Origin of the sequence: Runella sp., from assembly GCF_027484545.1 — a bacterium.
Classification (GTDB): Bacteria; Bacteroidota; Bacteroidia; order Cytophagales; family Spirosomataceae; genus Runella.
The window spans coordinates 1-25,699 of sequence record NZ_JAIXST010000151.1 but is presented as its reverse complement, the minus strand read 5'-3'; the positions used below and the strand labels follow the sequence as shown (position 1 = coordinate 25,699).

Genomic DNA, 25,699 nt, shown 5'->3' with positions numbered 1-25,699 from the left:
AGAGGCGGTTAGTTTTGACTTGTTGAAGCATATAAAACAATAAAAATCATGAAAAACCTCTTACTTCTCTCGTTAGTAACAATCTTCAGCCTCGTCTCCTTGGCGCAGGAAGTCAAAATTGCGCCGATTGTCGGCCTCAACGGCAGCTATCCGGGGCTATCAAAAGCTACTCAGAACGATTACTCCAATGCATTGTATCAGGCCGCAGGAATTAGAGGAACGACTGTCTTCATGCCTGTGATACGTGCCCAAACGGGTGCGCTACTGGAGTATTCGCCAAATGATTGGCTAAGTTTTCAAACCGGCCTGTTGATGAATCTTCGCGGCGCCAAAATGGTGACTAAGTTCAGCAGTGTATGGGGTACATCTGTGACAGGTAAGCTATCTGCCAAAACGAACATTACGTATTTGGAAATACCTCTTTTGGTGGGGGTAGGGCTGGGGAAAAGCGGAGTAAAAGTACGTATAGGCCCAAGTATCGGAGTGGCTGTGAGTGCTAAATCATTTGTTTTGATTACGGGAGGTGGAGAATCAGACACTAATTCAGAAAAGCTCAATATCGGCAATGACCCTTTGGTGGATACCGTCAAACCGTTTGACGTGAGTGCCAATCTGAACATTGCCAAACAATGGTCGGTCGGAGAGCAAATCTTGGAGCTTTCTATCAACTTGCAGCCTTCACTCTCTAATTGGGTACCCATACCGGCCAATTCTTCTGATTACTATGGGCGACACATTACCGTGGGGATTCGGGCGGCGTATTTCTTTGCGGTGAAATGATAACGAGTTATTTACCTAAAAATGAGATCAGTTTTCAATTTGTTGCTAAAACCATTTTTCACTTTTAAACTCTTGTAGCTATGAATAAAATTTTAGTGTTTATCACGTTAATTGCCTTTTGTATTGTAAGCGGCTGTTCTAAAAATGAATCAGTCGATAAAGAGTTTTTTATGACATGGAAAGCAAATGGAGTAGATTTTAAAGCAGCTACAATAAAAGCAAATTATTATTCACGATTTCGTGAATTGAAGATTGAAGCAACTGCCGGTAAAGATTTTAACCTTGACGGAATTACGTTTGACTTATTCGATTTTACTACAACCTCACCTACTATTCTTGGTAATGGAGAAGCCTTGTATTTAGGCAATTGCCTGTTAGACAGATACTGGACAAGAGATACCAACCCAGGTATATTAACTGTTACAAAATTTAATGATAGTGAAAATATCATTGAGGGTGAATTCTCCTTTGAAGCTTTAGGGAATACTGCATATTTTGATAATTGTAATACAACCAAGCGTACAAAGGTTTCGGTCACAAATGGTAAATTCAGAATTAAATATGATAAGCAATGAACTCTCATCTTGTCTATATAACAATTTGACCGTCAGTTAAATCCCATTTCAATTTAGACCCAACCACTACTCCAATGGAAGCCTTAATCTTTATCGTCGTCCTTGTTTTCATCATCATTCTTTTCAAAAACCATCAGCCCAAACCTACCGTCACGTTAGACGAAAATACATTCGCTCAAAACGGTGTTAGTGTAAACTTTTCAGCAGGGCAAATTACTATCAATGGGCGTACTTACCCAGTCAGTCAAGTGACAGGTATTCGCTCGGAAACGCATCAACCTAAGGGGGAACGATGGCTTCGGACGGGTACAGTCCTTATCGAAATGGATGATTTACAGTATCCCATCCATAAGGTTAAATTCTCAGGAGGTAATTCATTTGACCACGCTAAAGAATTTATGCAACGCTTATCGGTGGCTTTGCGGAAGGCCGGCGGGCCGAGTTTTGTGTAGGTAGCTTAACACACTATAACAAATGAAAAACTATCTACTGCTCCTACTGTTTTCTCTATTGGCAACCCGCGTAAGTATAGCTCAATCGCCGGCAATACCTAAAGTCAGTAAACCAGATTTCATTTACCGCACCGATAAGGCGGTGATTGAGTGTACGATTTTATCGGAAAACAGCCAGGAAATCAGCTATCGGCTCCTCACCGATGCACCCAACAAGGTGCGTGCCATTCGGCGTATTGCAGTAGAGCGAATCGAAAGAAGTCAGCAGGCTGCTGCGGTGGCTGCGCCTGCTACAGCCATTCCTCCATCGCCATCACCTCAACAGCAAATTTCTGTGAACAAAACAAAGCAGAAAAAGCAATATGCTGGCACTGCTACTATGCCGAAAGTAACCCTATACGGCATAGTAGGCCCGAGTGCAGCTTATCCGTTTGGACGGGAGATAGATACCCTCCGCAAACAACTACAGCAACCGAGCGGTGATTCGGCGCACCGCTTCAAAGGCAGTATTTGGCCGCGTTTCACGCTGCATACGGGTTTGCTGGTAAGCATCCGACTCAACCCTTCGTTTCGGTTTACGACGGGCATACTTTACACGCAGCGGGGACTCACCTATACGCGACAGGACAATTACCGTCACCCCGAAGTCCAGTATGATACCCGTCTGACAACCAAAAATCAGTACCGAATTGATGTGCTAGACGTGCCTGCAGAAATCAATTGGCAAATCAGTCGAAAATGGCAATGGGGACTCGGAATAGGTATTGCTGCGGCTTTTTCGGACCATAATGCCAAACAAATTGCAAAAAGTCAATACAAGGTAACTACAAACGGAAAAACAGACCGCGAAGAAAGTACGCCAAAAGAGCGAGATGAGTATCCGTTGTGGGAATCTACGACCAAAATAGTTCCTTCCGCTCAAATGAGTGTGTTGTATAGCTTCCAGCCTCACTGGCATGTACGGCTAAACACACAGGCTACGTACAATCTATTCAATACTGGAAGTCAGGTAAAAAACGCGGTAGTTCATTTGGGAATTCTTTACAGCATAAATCTTCCTTCCAGATTATGAAATCTATCTCACGCATCTGTCTTGTGGTACTGAGTTGCCTTTTATCGTGCAAAACGAATGATGTGCGACTACCTTACGAAAAGCCTATTGACCCAGCCAAAGACCCCAGCGGGTTTAGCCGCTCCCTGCGCATAGACGGCACCAACAAAGGTGGAGATATGCCCCTGAATGTCAGTACTTCGTTTCGAATTACGAAGGCACAACCATCGGCCAGTGCCACCAAAGGTGCTTCACTATACGTGCCGTTTGTATTCAGCAGTACACTGCCCGTTGCCGGGATTTATCTACAGGTAAAGGGGGCCGACAACCATTGGAATTTGGCCGCTTCGGGTGGTCAATTAACCACCGATACCTACGTATTTTCGGTCAATTTTCCGAAGAATGTGTTGGATGGAAATACGATTTTGGTATATGCTGCTTACGACCGCAACGGCCGAACCTCCAACGCCATTCAGATGGATACGGAGATTACCTCCAGTCAAAACATTTGCAGTGCTGACGAACCCTACAAAGCCAACGGCTCACGCGGTTTGCACCAAAAAACGCTGGTATTGGGAAATAAAGCCGGTAAGGTGCGAATCCATTACCAAATGTATAACCTGCCCGACCGGTTGGACATTCGCTACAATGGTCAGTGGGTAGCCTCTACCGATACCAAGCCTGGACCGCCGGTTTCAAGTAAAGCTTGTTTTGACCGAGCTGCCGGTTATGTGCCAGGCACAGGCACGCTTACCGTGAATTATGATCCCGCAAAAAGCCGTGAATTGGAGATTTATATGTCGGGCTGCGAAGGTGAAACGCTCTGGGATATTCAAGTGGATTGCCCGGAGGAGGGCTGTACGGGTGGGTGTGATACAATAACATTAAACGATTTAAACACATCCCGACTGATAGCGGCAAATCTTGATGGTAAGTTTACTACCAGTATTCGTGTAAAGGCAGGTGAGTTTGTATTTTTTGGGACAGAAAGTTTGGTATTGGTTGACAAAAAACACGGCACTTCAGTGAATGGTAATGGAACAAATAAGGGGTTTGATATCACGAAAGTATTAAGCGATCCGGGAAGTGTCTATTTTACCTACACTTCAGCTTGGAAGAAGTACGCTGATTATCGGTTTGGCCAACTGCTGATGCGGTTTAACGGAAGGCTTATTGCTGCTGACAATTATAGTTTAATGTCCAATGGCAAAAAGTGCAGTGGGACTCAAGCAGTTATTGATAATTACAATCTGGATGAAGAATATGGAAATTATTTCATTGCTGACCGAGATGGTATCATTGAGTTTGAAATTAATGACCAAAACCCTTCTGACAACACAGGCCATTTTTTGGTTAATATCGTTACAATGAGTCGCAAGCAACATGAAGATCGAAACTACTGTAACCGCTGCCCGGAAGTAATGCCTGAAGTGCCAACGATTAAAAAAGGAGAGGTAAAAGATGAAGAAGGAAATGTGTGGGACTATGGTTTTTTGGAAAATGCATTTACCGCTGATTGTTTTCATGGAGGTCATTATTTGTTCAGAGGTAAAAGTGATGATGTCAAAAATTCTCAATGTGCTTACAGTCGTACTACCAAGAAGTTGATAAATACCTACGGTGACAATACGATGGGGACGTACGATTACAAAAATCCGGATGAAGATCCCCGCGCTCATGCCATATTAGATGTCTTCACCCACGAAGCGTATGAGGCTGTAGGTTTTAAATATAAGCCCACTTGTGATGTGTATATGTATAAGAAGAAATAACCTTTACCCATGAACCGCAAACTCACATTTACCTTACTATTGCTTCATTCGCTGCTCACTTACGGTCAAACGACCGTTCCACGGCGGGGGATGTTCTCTGTTTTGGGGATGTATGGCGTAAACAACACCCTCAGCCTACCGCAGGTGCGAGTCATTGGGGGGGGCTATACCCTGATTCCGGAGAATATCGAAGACCCTGAATGTTATGACAGTAGAGGCAACTTGGTAGATTGTAAGGGAGTCAATAATCATTATGGCGCAGGGCTGATGTATCGCTTGTCCAATCGTTATCAAACGGCCGGTTGGATGTTATTTGTCAACGCATCGATACAGGCCCAGACCTTTACGCTCAACTACCCTTCCAACCGAAACTTTTATATTCCGGTGGCCTGTACACCGAGCATCCGCCGGCACCTGCGTTCTACGGGGGTGAGTGCTTCTGTGGGGCGTTATTGGAATGTAGAACGAACGAGTACTATGCAATTATTTGTAAGAGTGGGTGCGATTAGGACACAACGATTTCGATATTTACGAGGTACTAATTCTGTTTCACTGCCCGACCGTTCCGAGATTCGATATATAGATAATGGCAGCGGTACCATTATTAAAATGTCCGATAATGTTCCTCCCTATAATTGGTTGATTACTCCCGAGATTGGTATAACAGCTGAGCAGTTTCCCCTAGAGTTATCCTTGTCTGTCCACTTGCCTATTATTAATCCGATCATTTTCAGCGAGCTGCATACATTCGTGTCCAATAATCGCATTGTCGGCGAAAATAGGGTAAGCTATAGCAATGCGGTTTTCAATCTCACCGCCCGGTTAGGATTTAATCTGCTGGGAAGCACCAAACGAGCACGCGCACCCCGTCGCACATCGCCTACGACCCGTTCAAGTCCGCCCGCTCCCAAACCTGCCCCTAATCCGCCGCCGGTACAGCAATCTGCTCCTGAGAGCGGCAAATTTGCCGGTAGGTCACTCAATATCCCCATCAATCTATCGGTTTATTTTGAACTGACCAAAGCCGACTTACTCCCGCAATCCAACGCCGAACTGGACGAAGTCGTCCAATGGATGCGCCAAAACCCCAACGTGTCTATTCTTCTGGAAGGGCATACCGACAAAATCGGCGATGCTGCTAAAAACCTGCAACTTTCCCGCGAGCGGGTCAATGCCGTGCGGGAATATTTGATAGTAAAAGGTATCAGCGGAACACGCATTGAGGTGAAAGGCTACGGCGACACGCGCTTGGTGTGCCCCAGCCCCTGCGAGCGCAATCGACGCGTTGAAATGGTCATTACCAAAGGATAATTTATTCTTTAAACCTCGAACCATGCAGGGAACACTCCTCTTTTATGACCCCACCCAAGATGCCGGATTTATCCGGGGTGCCGACAACAATCGCTACTATTTTTCCAAAGCGGATTGTTTTGGCGGCATAGTCCCCGCTATTGGACAGGAAATTGATTTTTTGGCGCAGGGCAATTCGGCCAAAGAAATTGTGGTAATTGGAACAGCCCCTCCTACGGTTTCTGTTCCTTCCGCAGAATCACTACGCCCGCATCCTTTTGACTCACCGCCGAAAAATCAGGGATATGCTACCACCAAATTCATTCACAACCTACCGGGCGTGATTGCCTCGGTGCTGTTGCTGGTCAGTTTGTTTATTCCCTACGGTGATTTGAATTATTCCGGTATGGCCGGTTTCTCCGTTCCCATGACCCAATTTAAACTGGCAAATGCTGATTTAGGAATACTGCACATGGCAGGGGCTGTTATTCTGATGGTGGTGTTTGCGTTAGGGCTTCCCTGGAACGCGGCTTTGTGGACATTTGTGGCTCTGTTGGGTCTATCACTCATTGGTTTTTTGGGAGATGACAGTTTATTTTCCGCCGTTTCAAAACTGGAGACAGCCCTCAAAACCACATCCGGTACACTCGGCCAACTGATTCCTTCGGCTGCCCCGCCGCTACCGCCTGCGCCGGGGGTTTTTGACTTTATCAAATTCGGCTTTTATCTGCACCTTTTGTCCTTATTGGCCTTGGCCTATTTAGTGCTTCTTCATCCGCATGAAGTACGACAGAACCGCGTGGCGTTATCGGCGCAAATGCCCGATTTTTCCAATTTACAGGATGCGGCCTCCGGCCTAAAGGAAACGGCCTTCCAACTCAAAGCCACAGTCAGTCAGTTAAACATCTCGCCGGAGGGTTTTCAGCAAGCGGGCGAGTCCATCGAAAACTTAATGGAAACGACTGAAACGAAACACTCTTTTTTCTTTCATTTCATCCGGCCATATCTTGATTATATTGACAGCGGGAATTTTTTCAGAAAGCCTTTTTACTGGTTCTATGCCCTCAATGCCATTTCCATATTACTGTTGCCGGTGGTACTGCTTTTTGTTGGCTTAAAAAATAACATTTTCGATATGCCGTTCAAGTTTACCCTTGCTTTTTTGCTCGTATTGGCACTCATGTCTTTCACTTCATGGATCATCTTTCAACTTTGGTGGGATAGAAAAGACAAAGTGTTGGCTACCACCCTTCAAGGCGATGACTTTATAGCTACCCCCGTGTTTTCCCACTATATCCAGACCGCCGGCGAATCAACGGGTACTTACATTGCTATCGCCGGTACGGGGATTTCAATCATCACTGCTGTTTTACTCGGTAGTGAAAGTAATTATTTAGGCCGCAGTATGGGCATCGGTTTTCTGACGGGCGGTAGCTTTTTATTCATTTTTGTGTGGCCACTCGTAGGTTTTGCCATCATTATTTTTACCCGCTTTTTGGCCGAAATGCTGCGCGCCCTGGTCAGTATTGCCAACAATACCAAGAAAGTGCCCGACTGATACCGTTCTTCGATTTCTGATTTTCGACCCTAAAACATATCACCTAACCATTCTTTTTATTATGAAACTGCCTGTTTTTTTACTTCTTTTCGCTTTGTCTGTTTTCACTGCTACCGCACAGGAAACCATCAACAACCAGAGCGTAATTTCAATGGTAACGGCCAAAATTTCGCGCGATTTGATTTTAGACAAAATCAAATTCAGCCCCGCTCGCTTTGACATGACTACGAAGGGTATCATTGATTTGACAAAATCGCGAGTGCCCGATGCAGTGGTTGATGCGATGATGCTGGCCTCCTCCCCGTTACCCATTTTGCGCAATCAAGACATCATTGATCTGCACTTAGGAGGGGTGTCGCGGGAGGTGATTACCAAAAAAATCCAGTATTCAGAATCAGACTTTAGCCTGACGACGGAAGCCCTCATTGGTCTTAAAACGGCCAAAGTACCTGATCAGTTAGTAAAAGTGATGATGGTCCCCAAACGGGCTACGCTGCAAAGCAACAATCCGAACCTGATTGCAGGAGTACTCGCCCCACACCCTGATTTTCCCGTGCCTGTCCGTGGGAAGTTTGGCGACCCCGGTCTTTATTATGAAGAGTACAAAAACAATCTACCTAAATACGAAGAACTGGAGCCTACCACCACCAATCAAACCAAATCGGGGGGATTAGGTGAAGCGGTGGCCAATTCCGCTACCAAAGGGCTGTCAGGAACTTCGCAACGCGTAGGGTTAGCGAATCCGAGCGCCAATTTTATCATTGAAGACAACCGCCCGGTGTTTTATTTTGTGTTTAGCGGCACAACGCGCAAAAATATGAACGAAGTGGCAGAATCTATCTTTGACGGGGTAGCCAGTCCCAATGACTTCACGCTGATGCGCGTCAAGCCTAACAACCGTGGGCGCGAGTTTGTGATTGGCCGCGAAACGTCTGTAAGCAGTTCTTCGGGTTTTTCGGAAGGGACAGTGCCGTTTCGATTCAAAAAAATCAGCAATACGCTCTATAAGATTTATTTCGATCAGGAAATTGCAGCGGGAGAATACGCGTTTTTCTACAACAAAGGAAGCGAATTCACCTCGTCGTTGAAACTCTATGATTTTTCACTGCGTAACAATGTGAAGTAACAGTCGAATTCTACAAATAGCTAAAAATCAACCATTTACTTAATTTTAAACCTAAAGTTGTGAAAAATTTACAAACACTTTCCATCGGTGTATTTCTTTTACTATTTGGCTGTCAAAAGCACAACTACGTGAAACAAATTCCTGCTCCGACCTTTCATTATGTGAATGCAAAGGCTTCATTACCAGAAAAACAGGTAACTTATGCCAAAAATGATCAAAAAAACGCTGAGTATGATACCCCTGTACTTATAGCAAGCAGTACAGAGAATGTTCCAGTCGCTTTCACTTCTGCTAATCAACCAGCTTACTATCCGGAAGCAATAAAAACAGAACCCAAAATCAATAAAAAACCTTCCTTCAAAGAAAAAACAGCAAAGAAGATTATTGCCAGAAAGATACAAAAAGCCACTACTGGAAAACGTCTTCAATGAGACTCTGTCAACACGATGGCGTTACTCGCAGGAATTTTTGGGATTTTGAGCGTAGTTCTTTTTTTGTTAACAATCGTGCTTGGCATTTTATTCGCCGCAGCTTCCATCATTCTTGGATTTATTGGAAAAAAACAGGTAAGTGAAGGTAATGGCACAGGTCGGGGATGGTCTATTACAGGCATTGCCTTAGGTTTTGTCACACTTCTCATTACCGCAATTTTTGCAATCATAATAATTGCACTCTTATAAATTCTAAGAGAATATCTTATGAAACCAGTACTTGTTTTAGCCCTATTGCTTTTATTATTTTCTGAAGCAATTGGTCAATCCCTCAAAACCGATTATGCTTTCCGCAAATACCTGCTCGAAAACGTACGCTATCCCGAGGCGGCGATTCAGCAAGGTGTATCTGACCGAGCCCACGCTTTTTTTGAAGTAAGCCCCGACGGCAAAGTGACAAAAGTAGAGGCGGCCTGCGGCTACCGTGAGTTAGGGTTTGACCAATCCATCAAGCAGGCACTATTGGCCGCACCCGTGCAAGGAAAAAGCGCAACGGGGAAATACTTGGTGCGATTTGAGTTGAATTTACGGGTTGCTACCGGCCAAGACAGGAGTAACGAAGCCATTCACGTTGATACTTTATCTATTCTCGAAGGGGTAGCAGAGTTGAGTAAAATTAAGATAGAAGCCACCAGTACAACCCAAAGTATTGGTAAAAAAACGCAATTGGTGGAAGTGGAAAAAGCAAGTACCCGCTCTTTGCCGCCTACTCCCGCTACTACTACAAATGGTCTTACCTACACCATGCGCAAAGCGGAGCGGGAACACAAACTAAAAAGCAAAAAAGCGGGAAAGGGATTAGGGGCTGTCACGGTAAGTTATGAATATCCCGTGTTTAACGATGAGCGATTGAATGCCATTTTGAGAAATAAATTTATCAAAAAAACATCTTTTGAAGCGGCAGCGGATGCTTATATGGCAGAACACACCCCCTCTGACTACAAAGGTGAAGATTTTGGATTATCAGGTTTTAATCAAGGCTACTCGCTCACTATCAAAGTCATCAGGCAAAATGCGCGATTTGTTTTTTTTAAAGCTGATTGGAGCGAAGACAACGACGGGGCTGCTCATGCTCAATATGGAGAAGTTTACCACATTTATGACCGTAACAGTCAACAATTCTTGAAATTGGAAGAGATTCTGATAGCAGGTGGTCATGCTGAACTGCGTCAAGTCGCCGAACGCGTATTTCGCCAAACCGAAAAACTAAGCCCTACCGCTTCGCTTTGCAACAATTATCTGTTTGACAAATGTCGCTTTGAATTGGCACTCAACTTTACTACGATCAACAACTCGCTTGATTTTATTTATAATAACTACGAAGCCAAATCTTTTTCGGAAGGAATATGGAGTATTAAAATCCCCTATACTCTGATTAAACACCTAATTAATGCAGAATATAGCGGTTTGTTCAAACAAGTTGTAACACCCTCTGTTTTTCAAACTAAAGAACCCACAGCGAGTATAAATCCTGTGGGTGAGAAGCTATCTTATATTGAACGGTATCAAAATAAATATCCCGCTGAAGTCGGCTTATTGGAAAAATATTCCTTGCCTGTACGAATCAAAAGGCTGATTGGAGAATCATTATTTAAAAAGTTTGTGAGTTACTTTCAAAAGGAAACACCTATTCGGACCGAAAATGATTACACTTTTATTAGCGCCTGTCGTACAAAGAACTGCGAAGGATATGAATCCGCGTTGTTAATTGACCACAAGTCTGATATACTTTATGTAGGCATTTTAGATAACAATCAGGTCTTCTTATTTTCTGAAAGTCCAGATTTTAAAAGTAATGATAGATATACGATGCCTCCAAGATTTGGCGATTGGGTTTCTTACGCGTCAAAAACTGCACTTGAAAGAAAGACTCAAGGGAAAGAGAACGACGATGAAAACGAGAACATTTCTTATGTAAGAAGCGGGAGTCTGTTAGGAGCGAACTCGCCTGAAGAACTGGCAAAAATTCTGTTGCAAGCCCTCAAGAATAATGATAAAAAGACATGGATGCGTTGTATGCACCCTGACAATGGGGTAGAAGAGGATTATTTATCGCTACTGCGTTTTGACCAACACCGTGAATGTTTGTCTCAACAGGGAATTTCTAACTGGTCTTCCCTACTGTATGGTCTAATGACCTACAATCTCAGGCCAATGGGCGGGAGCAAAGTGGATCCTTCAAAGACAATTCCTGCTGTTTTTGTGGAATTCACCTATCAAAACAAAGAATTTTCCAGTAAAATTAATCTGGGAACTTTTGTAAAATACGAAGGTAAATGGCTGGTTTGGTTTTCTGGATATACTGACACGTGCCATATGACCCGCTATCCACGAAATTAAAAAACTTAGGACTCCAATTTAATCAGTCCTAAGAAAAAGCCCTTTGAAGTACGCTCTTGGCTTTATCATTGTGTTGGAATTTAACTAATTACGTATGAAAACGCTTCCTTGGCTCTTGACAGTTTTGACCTCGTGTGCCGCACTGGCTCAAGACAACATCGGTTTTGAACGCGGTACATTTGAAGGATGGACTTTATCATATGGAAATGTGCATGAAAATGGATTTGTAACGCTGTTTCGTAATGAAAGAGCAGGTACGCTTAATATGGGGCATAAAATCACTTCTGCGGCAGACGGACCGGATCCCAGAGTTGGCATTGCCACGGTGGCGGCCGGGAGTAGCTATTCAGCCCGTATCGGAAACTCTTCAACGGGTTCTTATTATGATAAGATCAGTACCACATTTGTTGCTACGCAGGAAAAAAGCCTTTTTCAGTACAAGTTTGCCGTTGTGTTGCAAGACCCCGGTCATCCTACTTTCAAACAACCTGCTTTTTCGATTCTTGTACAGATAGATGGAGAGAAGGCTCCCTGCGGATTTTATGAAGTAGCTGCGGGGCGCGGAATCCCGGGATTTAAAGAAAAAAGTAACCTTATTTATCGAGACTGGACTACAGGCAGCATTGATTTGCGCCAATATATTGGCAAAAAAATTACCATTTCCATCCGTGCGCAAGACTGTACAGAAGGTGGGCATTGGGGCTATGCCTATTTTGACGCGGAGCTCATCAAGTCAGAAATCAGAACGGGAGTATATTGTCAGGAAGATTCTACCATCATCCTCAAAGCGCCCGATGGTTTTGCTGCTTATGAGTGGTTTAATGGCCAAAAGACTAACCAAATCAAGACTAAATTCAATAAAAATAGTGCGGTATTTGTGAAGGTAAAGCCTTTTTCAAGCTTAGACGAAAATTGCGAAATACGGTTTGAGTTCAACCCTGCTACGGATGTGCAAGTGGTGTCTTATCCTTTTACCGCTTGCGAAGGCGATATTTTAAAGCTTTCAGGACAAACAATCAGGGCGACAAAAAGCGAAACCACCTACGTAAGGATACCCCGTGCGGGTTACTGTGATTCTATCGTTACGGTTCACCTAAAAGTAAACTCAAGAGGACTCTTAAACCAAAAATTAACGATATGTGAAGGAGATGTAGTGAAAGTAGGAAGCCGTACCTACAACAAATCAGGGGTTTACAGTGATACCTTAAAAAGGATAAACCAATGTGACAGCATTGTGAATACTACGCTAATGGTTGTAGCACTCACGCGATATGCCGCTAAGGTAACGATGTGTGAAGAAGAAACTTACATGCTGGGCGATACAGCAATAAAGCACGGAGGGGTCTATACAAGGCGAATAAAACGAGCAAACCTTTGTGACAGTGTTACGACAATTGACCTTAGTGTACGCCTTTTACCAAGAATAGGTATCTCAAAATCCATTTGCCAAGGAGACAGCCTCATGGTTGGTAATACAGCTTTGAAGAAAAGTGGAGTACATCTCGTAGGAGTCAAGCGTCCCCGTGATTGTGATAGCCTTGTTACCGTTCATCTCACAGTTTTTGAACCACTTCCCGATAAAGAATTCATCAAAAAGACCCAATATTCTTTGATGTTGGGAGATAGTGTTTTGCTGACCGGGAAGCCCAACGTCGCAGGTGATTTTTCGTATGATTGGTTGCCTACTGTGGGGTGTATAAATTGCCCCGATATCATGGTAAAACCACTGGATGATATTACTTATACCATTACCTACAATAAGGGTACGTCATGCGAGAGGAGTATTCCGATTAAAGTGACGGTAAAACCTTGCCCATTTTTCTTTCCGGACGTTTTTACACCAAATGGAGATAAACAAAACGACACTTTCAAAGTTTTTTGCGGCTGTTTAGAGCGAATTGAGCAATTTATTGTATTCAACAGATGGGGTGAGCCAATTCATTCCGGCAAAGATATGTCAGTGGATACTCCCCTTTGGGACGGTATGTACGAGGATAAAATAGCCGCAGATGGCCCTTACTCGTTCTTGATTGGATTGCGTTATTTAAATGGCAAAACAGATAAAAAACGAGGAACCGTGTATTTAATGCGTTAAGGGTTTCTTTCCATTGATTTTCAAATAAAACGTTTCAACACAAAATCGGCCGATACCAACCGCCCGTTACTGCGCACAACCACGTGCATTTCTTTTCCTTCTTTGCGCTGAAACCGTTGATACAGTTCTGACAGCGCGAGTTCTTCCACCGATTCATTGTTGATAAAAAGCAACTCATCCCCTTCCTGCAACCCTGCCAGAAACGCCGGTGAATTTTCGACCACATTGGCCACAAAATATTGCCGAAAACCATTTCCCTTAGCTCGCACGTCCATTCCGCTCATATCGTGTTCAAAAGCATCTTTAAATCGTCTTTTGTTAGGTTTTAAGACGATATAGCCCGCTTCGTAATTGAAAGTCACCTTAAAACGGCTCAACAACTCCCCTCCTAAATTGCTGTCTCTTTGGGGAAATTGATCGGTGATTTTCACCCCAAATGCACTGCTGTCGGAAAAAGTGGTCAGTACGTCGGTCAGTTCATAATTACCAATGCGCACTTTAGGCACACGCCCAATGTGGCCGTTAATAACCCCTGCCAATCCTACGCCCAACTGTGCTTTTACTACTTTTTGGGGAAGTTGTAAATTATTGATGGAGGTGTTCAACATCAACGCATGACCTGCTCTAACATCCAAAACAACTCGAATGGGCAATTCTTTATCGTTGGAAACTACTTTAACAGCGTCGAGATACGGTTTCGTTTTTTCAATGACAATCGGAAATCTGTTGCCCTGTTTAGCAAAAAATACGACAAATCTGAACAAGGCAAGCAATTTTATAAAATAACTCCTTTAGGATAAGTCAATATTTTATCAAAATTCATCAAAAATAGCCTACCGAAACTCCCGAGGAGCGTTGTAACTTTGACCCCGAAAATTCGACATCCCAACTAACAAAAAGAATGAACTCAGTTACAATCATCGGAGGTGGCGTAAGCGGCCTGTTTTCGGCTTATTACCTTCAAAAAGCAGGGCATCAGGTCACTATTATTGAACAAGGCAATTTTTCTGACGGCTGTTCTTTTGGAAACGCGGGGATGATTGTTCCGAGCCACATCGTACCCTTGGCTCAACCAGGAATGATTTCCAAAGGCCTACAATGGATGCTCAAATCCACCAGTCCATTTTACGTAAAACCACGATTGAGTTTAGATTTGATGCGTTGGGGGATGTTGTTTTGGAAACATTCGACCGAAGAACACGTACAGCGCTCCATTCCTATTTTACGGGACATCAGTCTGTTGAGTAAAACGTTGTTTCAAGAATTAGCAGCCTCGGGAGAGGTCGATTTTGGCTGGCACGAGCGCGGATTGTTGATGCTGTATAAAAATGCCGACACCGAACACGAAATGGCCGAAGAAGCTCATTTGGCTAACCGTGCGGGCGTAGTTGCAGAAATTCTGAACGGCCAACAGGTACAAGCCCTCGAACCTCACATACGCGTAGATGTAAGAGGAGGCGTGTATTACCCTGGCGATGCTCATATTACTCCTAATTTGTTGATTAAAAACCTGTTGGCTTACTTAAAAAAGCAAGGTGTCAACGTACTGGAAAACGAAGAAGTCATTGGCTTTGAGAGAAAAGGTAATAAAATAACGGCGGTTCAAACGGCAAACAGCAAACATGAAACCGAAGAACTTATCATTGCTGCCGGTGCCTGGTCTCCGATTTTAACGGAGAAACTGGGCATTTCGTTGCCTTTACAGGGAGGAAAAGGGTACAGTTTTATGCTTAAAAACGTAAAAAACAACATTGAAGTCCCTGCCATTATGCTCGAAGCGCGTGCCACCGCTACTCCTATGGGTGGTGATTTGCGCTTTGCCGGTACGCTGGAAGTGGCCGGAACGGATTTGACCGTCAACATGAACCGGGTCAGGGGGATAGTGCAGGGCATTAACAATTATTACCCCGAAATCGAAGTGGCTCTGCCTGAAAAAGAAAAAGTATGGAGCGGCCTGCGCCCCTGTTCTCCCGACGGCCTGCCCTACATTGGAAGGGTCAAAGGGTTTGATAACGTCACTCTCGCCACGGGACACGGCATGATGGGAGTCAGTCTGGGGCCAGCCACGGGTAAACTCGTTTCAGAGGTAGTGACCGGTAAAATCCCCGCAATGAATATCAATGCTTTTAATCCATTGCGGTTTACGTAAATCAGGCCTTTATTGAGTCGTATGGGGCATCCCTTTCTTTTTCTTTTGGTAAATTTCCCACTGTTCAGGAGTCAGAATGGTCTGAAATTTAGCGTCTTTGTCTGCCTGCCATTTATCAACGGTCGTTCTGATCTGTTGAATTTCCTGCGGTGTCGGGCGTATGTTAGCGTGGGTTTTCATAAATGCCTCTTGGTAATCGCTCAACTGTAAAGCATGGTCCAAATTGGCCATTTCTATGGATATTGCCTGATCTTCCGTAAGCTTCAATTTTTTGTTCATCCACTTGGTTTGTTCTTCCGCAATTTGATCAGAGGTAGGTGGCTTTTTGGGTGTTTGAGGGAGTTGGTTCATCGCACTGTTACGACCGTATCCACCACCGTAGCCGCCATAGCCACCGCCGTAGCCCCCATATTGAGCCATTGACTGATAGCTTATTAAAAGAGTTATGAATACGCTAAATGGTAAAATACCTATTTTCATCTTGTACGTTTTTTAGGAAAGTGTCCGAAATTTAGTTATTTCGACTCACTTTCAAAAATAGTACAACACAGGATTATTTTTATGATTTCTTTTTCTGAACGCCTCGCTTCCCTAAATCTTTGGAATCCACCTCCTCATTGGCTCCAAATCACCGCGATTGATGCTCACACGGGCGGCGAACCTTTGCGAATTATTACGAGTGGGCTGCCCGTTATTGAAGGAAAAACAATTTTGGAACGTCGCGCTTTCTTGAAAAACAACCTTGATTACCTGCGGAAAGCGTTGATGTGGGAGCCGCGCGGTCATGCCGATATGTACGGTTGTATCCTTACCGAACCCGTGACCGAAAACGCAGATTTTGGGGTCATTTTCCTGCATAATGAAGGCTACAGCTCCATGTGTGGTCACGGAATTATCGCAGTTACCAAAGTAGCCGTTGAATTAGGTTTGATTCAGCCAATGGAACCCGTCACTACAGTCCGGATTGATGCACCTGCCGGTTTAATTACAGCATTCGCCAACATCAATAACGGCTGTGTTCAATCCGTCAAATTTGAAAATGTTCCTTCATTTGTACTGCTCAAAGACCAAATCCTATTTGTAGAAGGCTTGGGAGATGTGCTGTTTGATGTGGTCTACGGCGGGGCTTTTTATGCTTACGTGGATGCGAATAAATTAGGAATTGGGATGACCATGGCCGATTACCGCACGTTGATTGAAAAAGGAATGGCCATCAAAAACGCGGTTATGGAGCAATTTGAAATTGTTCATCCGTTTGAGCCGGATTTAAGTTTTCTTTACGGAACTATATTTTACGGTAAAGGACATTCTGAAGGCACTGACAGCCGTAATGTCTGCATTTTTGCCGACGGCGAAGTGGACCGAAGCCCCACAGGAACGGGCGTAAGCGGGCGGGTAGCGTTGCATCATGCACGCGGAGAATTAGCGGTGGGGCAACCGATGGTGATTGAGAGTATTGTTGGCAGTAAATTCGTAGCTTCGGTCAAATCAATAACTACGTTTGGTCCACACGAAGCCATCGTTCCCGAAGTAGAAGGCAATGCCCATATTTGTGGGAAAAACACTTTTTTACTCGACCCCGACGACGAGTTGGGAAAGGGATTTTTTCTGAGGTAACGGCTTAACCAATCATAAGAATCTTAAAAATCAGTGTTCTATCCAATGGAAACTCTCCGTTATTTCTCTCGCCAAGTTGTTGAAGAAGCTCTTACCATGTCGGAAGCCATCGAACTGATGAAAGATGCTTTTCGGAGTCTTTCGTCGGGGGAGGCGGTGGTGCCTTTGCGGGTCAATTTGCCGCAACCGGAGCAAAATGCCCAAACCTTGTTTATGCCAGTGTACCTGCCATCCACAGAAGCGGTGGGTTTGAAAATGGTGACTATTTTTCGAGATAACCCTATCCAAAACCTTCCATTGATTCACGGGCTGATGCTAATCATGGACGGAACAAACGGGCAACCGTTGGCACTCTTGGATGCAGAATACTTAACGGCTTTGCGGACGGGCGCTGCGTCCGGATTAGCAACTGATTTGTTGGCACGAAAAGACGCAAGTGTTCTGGCTGTTTTTGGAACCGGTGCGCAGGCACGAACTCAAGTAAAAGGAGTCGCGGCAGTTCGTTCGCTGGAAAAAGTATTGGTTTTTGGAAAAAATACGGCCAAGGCCGAGGCATTTTGTATCGAAATGCAAAATACATTGGGCATTAACGTGGAAGCTGCCTCTCAGCCCAAACAACTGCTCGAAGCCGACATTATTTGCACGGCTACTACCTCCAACGTTCCCGTTTTTGAACATCAATACCTAAAAAAAGGCGTTCATATCAACGGCGTTGGCTCTTATCGTTCGGATGCCCGCGAAATTCCAGGACTTACCATGCAAAGCGCTAAAATAGTAGTTGACCAACGGAGCGCTGCGTTAGCCGAAGCAGGCGATGTAGTTTTACCCATTCAGGAAGGGCTTTTTGAAGCTGATTCTATTTTTGCTGAATTGGGAGAAATTGTATTGGGAACAAAACCAGGACGTGCCTCTTCGGGTGAAATAACAGTTTTTAAATCCGTCGGCAATGCCGCTCAGGATTTAGCCGTAGCAAGCTATCTGGTCCGAAAAGCCCAAAAACTGAATTTGGGGGTTGTTTTAGGGTAAATTCTGCTTTTTTTGTACAAATCCTTGACAATCCTGCGTGGCTCCCCTACATTTGCAGCATCAATTTGTACAATTCTTCGTGAAAACACAGAACTACGCTTTTTTTCGACATCACCACCATCACGCCTGCGGGCGAGCGTAGATACTTTTCCTTCGCGTGATTTACTGATGCAGCTCATGCGTTTTCATTAAACTTACTTATACTTTTAAGCGTGCAGTGACTCAGTGTCACTACTCACTTTTCACCCCTCACTCCAAATTCATGTTACGCATTGCCATTCAAAAATCAGGACGTCTCAGCGATGATTCCATCAAATTATTCAAAGAATGCGGTATTCAATTTGACAGCAGTTCTTCCGGTAAACTAAAATCTATTTCCGCCAATTTCCCCGCCGAATTTTTATTCTTACGCGATGACGACATTCCGGGCTACGTAGAAGACGGCGTGGCCGACTTGGGAATCGTGGGCGAAAATGTGTACGTAGAAACGGGTCGTGAAGTGACTGTCGTGCATAAATTAGGGTTTTCAAAGTGCCGCTTGTCGTTGGCTATTCCTCGTGGCACCCAATGGAATGGCGTACAGGACCTTCATGGTCGCGGCATCGCTACTTCCTATCCGCGCATTTTGGGCAATTACCTAAAAGAGAACGGCGTAGAAGCCGATATTCACGAAATCAGCGGCTCAGTCGAAATCGCTCCCAGTATTGGATTGGCCGATGCCGTTTGTGACATTGTCAGTTCGGGAAGTACGCTGTTGAGCAATGGATTGAAAGAAGTGGAAGTGATTTATCGCTCGGAAGCTATCTTGATAGCTGCTCCCAATTTGAGCGAAGAAAAAGCAGTGTTGCTCGACAAAGTCATGTTCCGCATCAAAGCGGTGCAGGCAGCCCAAAACAACAAATACATCCTGCTCAATTGCCCTGCCGATGCGGTTGAAAAAATCATGCAATACATTCCCGGCATGAAAGCACCGACCGTGTTACCTTTGGTAACGGAAGGTTGGGTATCGCTTCATTCGGTCATCAATGAAAATGATTTTTGGACCAATATTGAAAAAATCCGCGAAGCCGGTGCCGAAGGAATTTTGGTGATTCCGATTGAGAAGATGATTTATTGATACTTTAGGTATGGCTTACCGGATCAGGTATACAAAAAAAGCAGTAAAAAGTTTGAAGGATTTTCCTAAGTCCGATGTTTTGAGCATTATTGAGGCCATTGAGCAGCTTGCCGAAGCCCCTGAGTTAAAAACAAATGTTAAAACACTTCATAACTTTGTATCCAGTTATCGTTTAAGAGTTGGAAACTATCGGGTATTATTTGATAGGGAAGATACACTTAAAATTATTGATGTGATAGATGTTGGACATCGTAAAGACATATACCAATGACACTACAAGCCCAAATCATAAAAGAGGATGATCAACCTAAATTCGCGGTTATTTCCTACAAAGATTATGCTTCGTTAGAAGAGTTACTTCGAGGTTTTGATTCAGTGGAAGATTTGACGGATTTTCTTTACTTACAAAAGGTAAAACGGGAGAATAAGGAATGGGTTTCTCACGAAGAAATGAAAAAAGAATTAGGTCTCTTTTAAGCTAATTATGCAAATTATACCCTACCCCAGTCGCAGTGAATGGCCAAAATTACTGGCTCGACCTACGCAAAGCATTGCAAACATCGAAAAAGACGTCGCTCCTATTCTTGCCAAAGTGCAAAAAGAAGGAGATGCTGCATTGCGAGCACTTGCGTTGAAATTTGACAAAACCGAACTCGTTGAGATTTCGATGCCAAAAGCAGTTGTAGAGGCCGCAGAATCCAAATTGACAGAAGAACTGAAAGCAGCCATTCGGCAGGCGTATGCCAATATTCGTAAATTTCACGAAACCCAGTACCAACCAGTGGAGAAAGTGGAAACGATGTCAGGTGTCACCTGTTGGCGGCGCAGCGTGGGGATTGAGAAAGTGGGATTATACATTCCGGGAGGTTCCGCACCGCTTTTCAGTACGGTTTTGATGTTGGGTGTCCCGGCACAGTTGGCGGGTTGCAAAGAAGTTGTGCTTTGTACCCCCAGCGACCACCCAGCGATTTTGTACGCCGCGCAGTTGGTGGGTGTTACCAAGCTATTCAGAGTAGGTGGCGCACAAGCGATTGCGGCCATGGCGTACGGAACCGAGTCCGTTCCGAAAGTGTATAAAATTTTTGGACCGGGCAACCAATACGTAACGGCAGCCAAGATGCTTTTGGCCAAAGAAGGAGTCGCCATTGACATGCCGGCGGGGCCGTCGGAAGTGGCGATTTATGCCGACAGTACCGCCATTCCGTCGTTTGTCGCTGCCGATTTATTGTCACAGGCCGAACACGGAGCCGATAGCCAAGTGCTGTTGGTTTCGACGGACAAAAAATTCATTGCATCGGTTAACATTACGCTTACCACCCAATTGGAAAATCTGCCGCGCAGGGAATTGGCCCGAAAAGCCATTGAAAACAGCAAGGCCATTTTGGTAGAAAATGAAGCCGAAGCCATTGATTTATTGAACGAATACGCGGCCGAGCACTTGATTTTAAGCGTAGATAACGCCGAAGAAATCAGTGAAAAAATCATCAACGCCGGGTCTATTTTCTTAGGAAATTACACTCCCGAATCCTGCGGCGATTATGCTTCGGGAACAAATCACACCTTGCCGACCAACGGCCACGCTCGGGCGTACAGCGGCGTATCGTTGGATAGTTTTGTAAAGAAAATTACGGTGCAACACATCACCCCCGAAGGTCTTAAAGCCTTGGGTCCCACGGTAGAAGCCATGGCCGAAGCAGAATCTCTCCATGCCCACAAGCGAGCCGTGAGTTTGCGTTTGAGCAGTTTGAAATAATTTTAAGAAGGGCGTTTGAAACGCCCTTCTCGCCGCGTTCGCATTGCAAATGCAAACGAGCGTAGTAAATTGCAATATACTTGAATAAATAGCGCTATGGAAGAGATATTTGTCACCAAACTCCGCATCAACAAGGTTCGCCATTTGGAGAATCTCGAAATTCCATTATCCGAAACTGAGCGTAAGCATTTGATTTTAACGGGGAAGAACGGGAGTGGAAAGACGAGTATTTTGGAGGCGCTGAATGAACGTTTATATTTAATATATTTATCGAATTTGCAATTTGTTCAGAATGAAATAGATTCAGGTAATACAGATAAAATAGAAGATATTATCCAATACGGCACTAATATTAACGATAATGAGGATGCTTTTTTTTATTTCAATAAAGTAGAATTACTTCCAGAAAAAGTAACAAAAGAAGAATTTGTTATTGCTTTCTTTAAGGCAAAACGTAAACCTGAATATCATCGCTCAGAATCCATAAAGAAAATAAATATTAATGATTATTATCACCAACATGAAACAGCAAATAGAATCTTTTTAGATTACTTAGTTTATTTAAGAACAGAAAAATCATTTGCACACGAAGAAAACGATTACGAAAAGGTTCGTCAAATTGATACTTGGTTTACAAAGTTTGAGGACTTATTGAAAGATATTTTTGGAGAGCCAAATTTAAAAACGAGTTTTGACCGCAAAGGGTTTAATTACAATTTTCTAATAAAATTGCCAGATCGAGATTCGTTTGATTTAACTGATTTATCTGATGGTTATGCTGCAATATTAGATATAGTCTCAGAACTCATTATGAGAATGGAAAATAAATCATCTCAAGTGTATGACCTCCAAGGTATTGTTCTCATCGACGAAATCGAAACGCATTTACACATAGATTTACAAAAGAAAATACTTCCTTTTCTCACTTCTTTCTTTCCAAAAATTCAATTCATTGTTACTACACATTCGCCTTTTGTGTTGAGTTCGATTGATAATGCAGTGATTTATGATTTGGAAAAACAGCAAATAGGGATAAGTGATTTGTCAGGTTATTCAGCAGATGGAATTATTGAAGGTTATTTTGAGCAAGATAAATACTCCGAGAAATTAAAAGGACAAGTTTCTGAATATGAGATCTTGATGGGAAAAGATGTTTTAAATGATGATGAATCGGATAAACTATATTTCCTTGAAAAGTATTTTGAAGAACTACCTAAATTTTTAGCTCCTGAATTGCAAGTTAAAATCCAACAAATAAAATTAGCAAAATTGGCCTAATGATTAATATTGTTCGTTCTCAACCCGAGCCTAAATGCTTAGAAATTGAGAAATCTAAAAAAGATGGCAGTTATGCTTGCGATGATGTTGAGCTAAGACTCAAAAACGATTTTCACAACAAATGTTATCTCTGCGAAGAAAAGGGGATTAGTACAATTAATATAGAGCATTTTAAGCCGCACAAAGGCAATAAAGATTTAAAATTTGATTGGAACAATCTGTTTTGGTCAAGCGGGCACTGTAATAATACAAAGTTGGCGAAAAAAGAATTTGACTTAATACTCAATTGCACAGATCCAAAGCATAAAATTTTAGAAATGATTCGATTTGAAATAAAACCATTTCCTTTTGAAGAAGCCAAAATAACCGCTCGTTTTGATGAGCCAATTATTCAAAATACAGTCATGTTACTCCAAATGATATACAATGGATCTACCAATCATAAGGAGATAGAAGGGGCTAATATCAGGCAAAAATTAATTGAAGAAATTAGAGATTTTGGAGTTCTATTAAGTGATTATTTTGATGATACGTATCTGGAATACGAGAAAAATGAAATAAAGCAACGAATCCGCAGAAAATTAAGTCCTCAATCAGCCTTTACTGCATTCAAGATTTGTATAGTTCAAGAGAACAACACTCTATTAAAAGAATTCTCCCAATTTTTACCACAATGACTTTCGATTTAACTAAAATCCTCCGTCCACACATTTTAAATTTGGTGCCGTATTCCTCGGCGCGGGATGAATATACGGGCAAAGAAGGTGTCTTTTTGGATGCCAACGAAAATCCCTATCTAAGCGTAAACGGTCAGCATTGGAATCGGTATCCGGACCCCTATCAGTGGACCATCAAAGAAAAACTTGCCCCCATTAAAGGCGTGCGTCCTTTGCAGATTTTCCTGGGCAACGGCTCCGATGAACCCATTGACCTGTTGGTCCGTGCTACCTGTACGCCCCAAAAAGATACTATGCTGCTCATGCCGCCTACCTACGGCATGTATCAGGTAAGCGCCGATATCAACGATGTGCCTGTAGTTCGAGTACCGCTCACCCCTGACTTTCAGATTGATACGGAGAAGGTATTGGCAGGCATCACTCCTCAAACAAAAATCGTCTGGGTCTGCTCGCCTAATAATCCCAGCGGAAATCTGTTGCAACGAGACGCGATTATTAAAATCCTGAACAATTTCAGCGGGTTGGTTGTGGTGGATGAGGCTTATATTGATTTTGCCGATGAGCCTTCGTTTGTTACTGAATTGGACCATTTTCCCAATTTGGTGGTCTTACAAACCTTTTCCAAAGCGTGGGGATTGGCTTCTTTGCGATTGGGGATATGTTTTGCTTCGGAAGAAATCATCAAAGTATTGAACAAAATCAAGCCGCCTTACAACCTCAGCGGTGCCACTCAGCAGTTGCTGTTGGAAGCGCTCGACCATGTGGAAACCAAGAACAGCATGGTAAGCCATATTTTGGCGGAGCGTGAGCGTTTGCGTACGAATTTGGCTACCTTGCCGTTAGTTCAAAAGATATATCCTTCGGATTCCAACTTTTTGTTGGTTCAATTTGAGGATGCCGTGCCCGTGATGAAGTATTTATTAGAAGAAAAAATCATTGTTCGAGATCGTTCAAAAGTGATACTTTGCGAGGGCTGTTTGCGTCTAACGGTAGGCACCGCAGAAGAGAACAAAATTTTAGTAGACGCCTTGAAAGCGTTTGCCATTTTGGCCTAAAAATAAGGGATTCAACGCCCGGAGTTGTCATGTAGATAAATCAAACCCACTTGATATGAAAAATAAGCTTTTTTTAACCGTCTTGCTTTCTGCCTTTTCTCTTTTCCCTTTGTTTGCGCAATATAACAACTGGGCCATCGGATTTCAATTAGGCGAGCCTTCCGGTATCAACGCACGAAAATATTTTGGAGACAACAAAGCCTTTGATGTGTCGGTGGGTACGTACGGGTTGTTTTATGGCCGCGACCGTAAATACGGAAAAGGTTATTATCAAAATGCCGGCTTCTCTCTTCGTGCTAACTATCTATGGCATACAGCTTTATTCAAGAAAGAGCAAGTGCGAGTTTATTACGGATTTGGCGGACAAATCAACTCTCGACGCTATTATTTCGAATCGAAAAATGCTCCTGGGCAAAACGAATCTGACGATAAGATTTCATTGGGAGGCACAGGTTTAGCTGGAGCCGAATATTTTGTTGACAGCAGTCCGCTATCGCTATTTTTAGAAACAGGCCTTTATGTGGAATTAATATCAAAACCTTTTTTTCTGCATCCGCAGGTAAGTTTGGGAGTACGGTTTAATTTTTAAAAATCGTACTCACAGTACCGGTTCAACCTTCACTTTTACTGTTTCATGGCTTTTGCCCCTTCGCCTGGAGGAGACGTAAATTACTTTTGAGCGAACAAAAACTCAAACAGTCGTTGTCCATTGTTGTCTGCCATTATCCGTTTGTTCGGCCCTTTAGCTTTCTGACTAACGGTTTGGGGTAAAGTCCACCATCCATTGAACACCAAATTTGTCGGCAAACATTCCAAAGTAAGAACCGAAAGGACCGTCGGTAATGGGCATTTCAACTGCACCGCCTTCGGAAAGCCCGTTGAATAATCTATCAGCTTCTTCACGACTCTCTGCACTGATGGAGATGGTGTTTCTGTTATCGTTTTCCGTTACCCATCCCATCATTTCCATAACGTCACTACCTATTAACGAATTACTTTTGCCAATGGGCAAGGCAATGTGCATCAAACGATTGGCATCATTTTCAGGTATCGGATAGTCAGGGCTTGACAGGTCTTTGTAACGCAGCATTTTTGTAAATTCTCCGCCAAATACTGATTTGTAAAAGGTGAATGCTTCTTCGGCATTTCCGTTGAAGTGAATGTAAGGATTAATAAGTGCCATGTCTGTTAATTTTATCGATGTCTTCAAGGTCAAAATTCCATTTTGCGTTTGGCAGTCTTTGGTCAATATGCGGTTTTAGCTTCTTTATCTGCACTTTAGTTTGGACAGATGTTTTGAAAACGATCCCGATATCTATCGGGATTGCGATAAAGTTGCCAATAATTCTTCCAAATTTTTCATTGACATAGCATATCCTGTAAAATGGCGTGAACGTGGTTCATCGTCACATTTGGTGAAAGTCAGGGTTTGGGTTGTAATTTTGAAGAATGGACTCTCCCTTCCTTTTGCCTTCCAAGCTCGACTTAGAACTACTT

At 43.4% G+C, this 25,699-nt stretch carries 27 protein-coding genes; 23 read left to right on the top strand and 4 right to left on the bottom strand.

Translation table 11 applies throughout. The features are described from left to right. Nucleotides 1-48 precede the first annotated feature (48 nt). The 12 genes from Q0081_RS13880 (at nt 49) to Q0081_RS13825 (ending at nt 13,530) form a co-directional block, all read left to right on the top strand. A complete protein-coding gene (locus Q0081_RS13880) occupies nt 49-780 on the top strand; it encodes an outer membrane beta-barrel protein (RefSeq protein WP_298354378.1) in 732 nt (243 codons plus the stop codon). 80 nt (nt 781-860) lie between these two features. After that, nucleotides 861-1,355 carry a hypothetical protein gene (locus Q0081_RS13875; RefSeq protein ID WP_298354375.1) on the top strand — a complete coding sequence of 165 codons (495 nt, stop codon included), beginning with the start codon at nt 861-863 and terminating at the stop codon, nt 1,353-1,355. 74 nt (nt 1,356-1,429) lie between these two features. Further along, entirely contained in the window at nt 1,430-1,807 is a 378-nt protein-coding gene (locus Q0081_RS13870; RefSeq protein WP_298354372.1) for a hypothetical protein, read from the top strand. Nucleotides 1,808-1,829: 22 nt separating this feature from the next. Beyond that, complete coding sequence (locus Q0081_RS13865) at nt 1,830-2,879, top strand: outer membrane beta-barrel protein (protein ID WP_298354369.1); 1,050 nt, start codon at nt 1,830-1,832, stop codon at nt 2,877-2,879. After that, nucleotides 2,876-4,630 (top strand): hypothetical protein, encoded by a 1,755-nt coding sequence (locus tag Q0081_RS13860; RefSeq protein ID WP_298354367.1) that lies wholly within the window; start codon nt 2,876-2,878, stop codon nt 4,628-4,630. The genes Q0081_RS13865 and Q0081_RS13860 overlap by 4 nt, the downstream gene beginning before the upstream one ends. A 9-nt stretch (nt 4,631-4,639) precedes the next feature. Beyond that, complete coding sequence (locus tag Q0081_RS13855) at nt 4,640-5,941, top strand: OmpA family protein (protein WP_298354364.1); 1,302 nt, start codon at nt 4,640-4,642, stop codon at nt 5,939-5,941. Nucleotides 5,942-5,963: 22 nt separating this feature from the next. Continuing rightward, on the top strand, nt 5,964-7,478 hold the full coding sequence (locus Q0081_RS13850; RefSeq protein WP_298354361.1) for a hypothetical protein: 1,515 nt from the start codon (nt 5,964-5,966) through the stop codon (nt 7,476-7,478). Nucleotides 7,479-7,539: 61 nt separating this feature from the next. Then, on the top strand, nt 7,540-8,604 hold the full coding sequence (locus Q0081_RS13845; protein WP_298354358.1) for a hypothetical protein: 1,065 nt from the start codon (nt 7,540-7,542) through the stop codon (nt 8,602-8,604). A 59-nt stretch (nt 8,605-8,663) separates the two neighbouring features. Beyond that, a complete protein-coding gene (locus Q0081_RS13840) occupies nt 8,664-9,035 on the top strand; it encodes a hypothetical protein (protein ID WP_298354355.1) in 372 nt (123 codons plus the stop codon). 15 nt (nt 9,036-9,050) lie between these two features. After that, a complete protein-coding gene (locus Q0081_RS13835; protein ID WP_298354352.1) occupies nt 9,051-9,284 on the top strand; it encodes a DUF4190 domain-containing protein in 234 nt (77 codons plus the stop codon). Between the two features lie 18 nt (nt 9,285-9,302). After that, a complete protein-coding gene (locus tag Q0081_RS13830; RefSeq protein WP_298354349.1) occupies nt 9,303-11,435 on the top strand; it encodes a hypothetical protein in 2,133 nt (710 codons plus the stop codon). Nucleotides 11,436-11,529: 94 nt separating this feature from the next. After that, entirely contained in the window at nt 11,530-13,530 is a 2,001-nt protein-coding gene (locus tag Q0081_RS13825; protein WP_298354344.1) for a gliding motility-associated C-terminal domain-containing protein, read from the top strand. 20 nt (nt 13,531-13,550) lie between these two features. Here the strand turns inward: Q0081_RS13825 and Q0081_RS13820 are convergent, their stop codons facing one another. After that, nucleotides 13,551-14,294 carry a PDZ domain-containing protein gene (locus tag Q0081_RS13820; RefSeq protein WP_298354341.1) on the bottom strand — a complete coding sequence of 248 codons (744 nt, stop codon included), beginning with the start codon at nt 14,292-14,294 and terminating at the stop codon, nt 13,551-13,553. 137 nt (nt 14,295-14,431) lie between these two features. Here Q0081_RS13820 and Q0081_RS13815 point away from each other — a divergent pair, with 137 nt between their 5' ends. Next, on the top strand, nt 14,432-15,679 hold the full coding sequence (locus Q0081_RS13815; RefSeq protein ID WP_298354338.1) for an FAD-binding oxidoreductase: 1,248 nt from the start codon (nt 14,432-14,434) through the stop codon (nt 15,677-15,679). A 9-nt stretch (nt 15,680-15,688) separates the two neighbouring features. Here the strand turns inward: Q0081_RS13815 and Q0081_RS13810 are convergent, their stop codons facing one another. Continuing rightward, nucleotides 15,689-16,159 carry a hypothetical protein gene (locus Q0081_RS13810; protein ID WP_298354335.1) on the bottom strand — a complete coding sequence of 157 codons (471 nt, stop codon included), beginning with the start codon at nt 16,157-16,159 and terminating at the stop codon, nt 15,689-15,691. An 81-nt stretch (nt 16,160-16,240) separates the two neighbouring features. Between Q0081_RS13810 and Q0081_RS13805 the strand changes: the two genes are divergently transcribed. The 10 genes from Q0081_RS13805 (at nt 16,241) to Q0081_RS13760 (ending at nt 24,791) form a co-directional block, all read left to right on the top strand. Next, entirely contained in the window at nt 16,241-17,296 is a 1,056-nt protein-coding gene (locus Q0081_RS13805) for a proline racemase family protein (protein ID WP_298354332.1), read from the top strand. Between the two features lie 45 nt (nt 17,297-17,341). Next, nucleotides 17,342-18,322: an ornithine cyclodeaminase family protein gene (locus Q0081_RS13800; protein ID WP_298354329.1), complete on the top strand. Its 981-nt coding sequence runs from the start codon at nt 17,342-17,344 to the stop codon at nt 18,320-18,322. A gap of 262 nt (nt 18,323-18,584) precedes the next feature. Then, nucleotides 18,585-19,439: an ATP phosphoribosyltransferase gene (hisG, locus tag Q0081_RS13795; protein ID WP_298354326.1), complete on the top strand. Its 855-nt coding sequence runs from the start codon at nt 18,585-18,587 to the stop codon at nt 19,437-19,439. A gap of 10 nt (nt 19,440-19,449) precedes the next feature. Beyond that, entirely contained in the window at nt 19,450-19,710 is a 261-nt protein-coding gene (locus tag Q0081_RS13790; protein WP_298354323.1) for a type II toxin-antitoxin system RelE/ParE family toxin, read from the top strand. Continuing rightward, nucleotides 19,707-19,916, top strand: coding sequence for a prevent-host-death family protein (locus Q0081_RS13785; protein WP_298354321.1), 210 nt, complete (start codon nt 19,707-19,709; stop codon nt 19,914-19,916). Before Q0081_RS13790 ends, Q0081_RS13785 begins: the two co-directional genes overlap by 4 nt. Before the next feature lie 7 nt (nt 19,917-19,923). Next, on the top strand, nt 19,924-21,192 hold the full coding sequence (gene hisD / locus Q0081_RS13780; protein ID WP_298354319.1) for a histidinol dehydrogenase: 1,269 nt from the start codon (nt 19,924-19,926) through the stop codon (nt 21,190-21,192). A 96-nt stretch (nt 21,193-21,288) separates the two neighbouring features. Continuing rightward, nucleotides 21,289-22,470, top strand: coding sequence for an AAA family ATPase (locus Q0081_RS13775; protein ID WP_298354317.1), 1,182 nt, complete (start codon nt 21,289-21,291; stop codon nt 22,468-22,470). Next, on the top strand, nt 22,470-23,147 hold the full coding sequence (locus tag Q0081_RS13770; protein ID WP_298354314.1) for a hypothetical protein: 678 nt from the start codon (nt 22,470-22,472) through the stop codon (nt 23,145-23,147). Before Q0081_RS13775 ends, Q0081_RS13770 begins: the two co-directional genes overlap by 1 nt. Continuing rightward, entirely contained in the window at nt 23,144-24,202 is a 1,059-nt protein-coding gene (hisC, locus tag Q0081_RS13765; protein ID WP_298354311.1) for a histidinol-phosphate transaminase, read from the top strand. Before Q0081_RS13770 ends, hisC begins: the two co-directional genes overlap by 4 nt. A gap of 55 nt (nt 24,203-24,257) precedes the next feature. After that, nucleotides 24,258-24,791 (top strand): hypothetical protein, encoded by a 534-nt coding sequence (locus Q0081_RS13760; RefSeq protein WP_298354308.1) that lies wholly within the window; start codon nt 24,258-24,260, stop codon nt 24,789-24,791. A 165-nt stretch (nt 24,792-24,956) separates the two neighbouring features. On the opposite strand, the gene Q0081_RS13755 is transcribed toward Q0081_RS13760, so the two are convergent. Then, a complete protein-coding gene (locus tag Q0081_RS13755; RefSeq protein WP_298354305.1) occupies nt 24,957-25,385 on the bottom strand; it encodes a VOC family protein in 429 nt (142 codons plus the stop codon). 132 nt (nt 25,386-25,517) lie between these two features. Next, nucleotides 25,518-25,699: hypothetical protein (locus Q0081_RS13750; RefSeq protein ID WP_298354303.1), on the bottom strand; the 182-nt coding region annotated here is incomplete at its 5' end.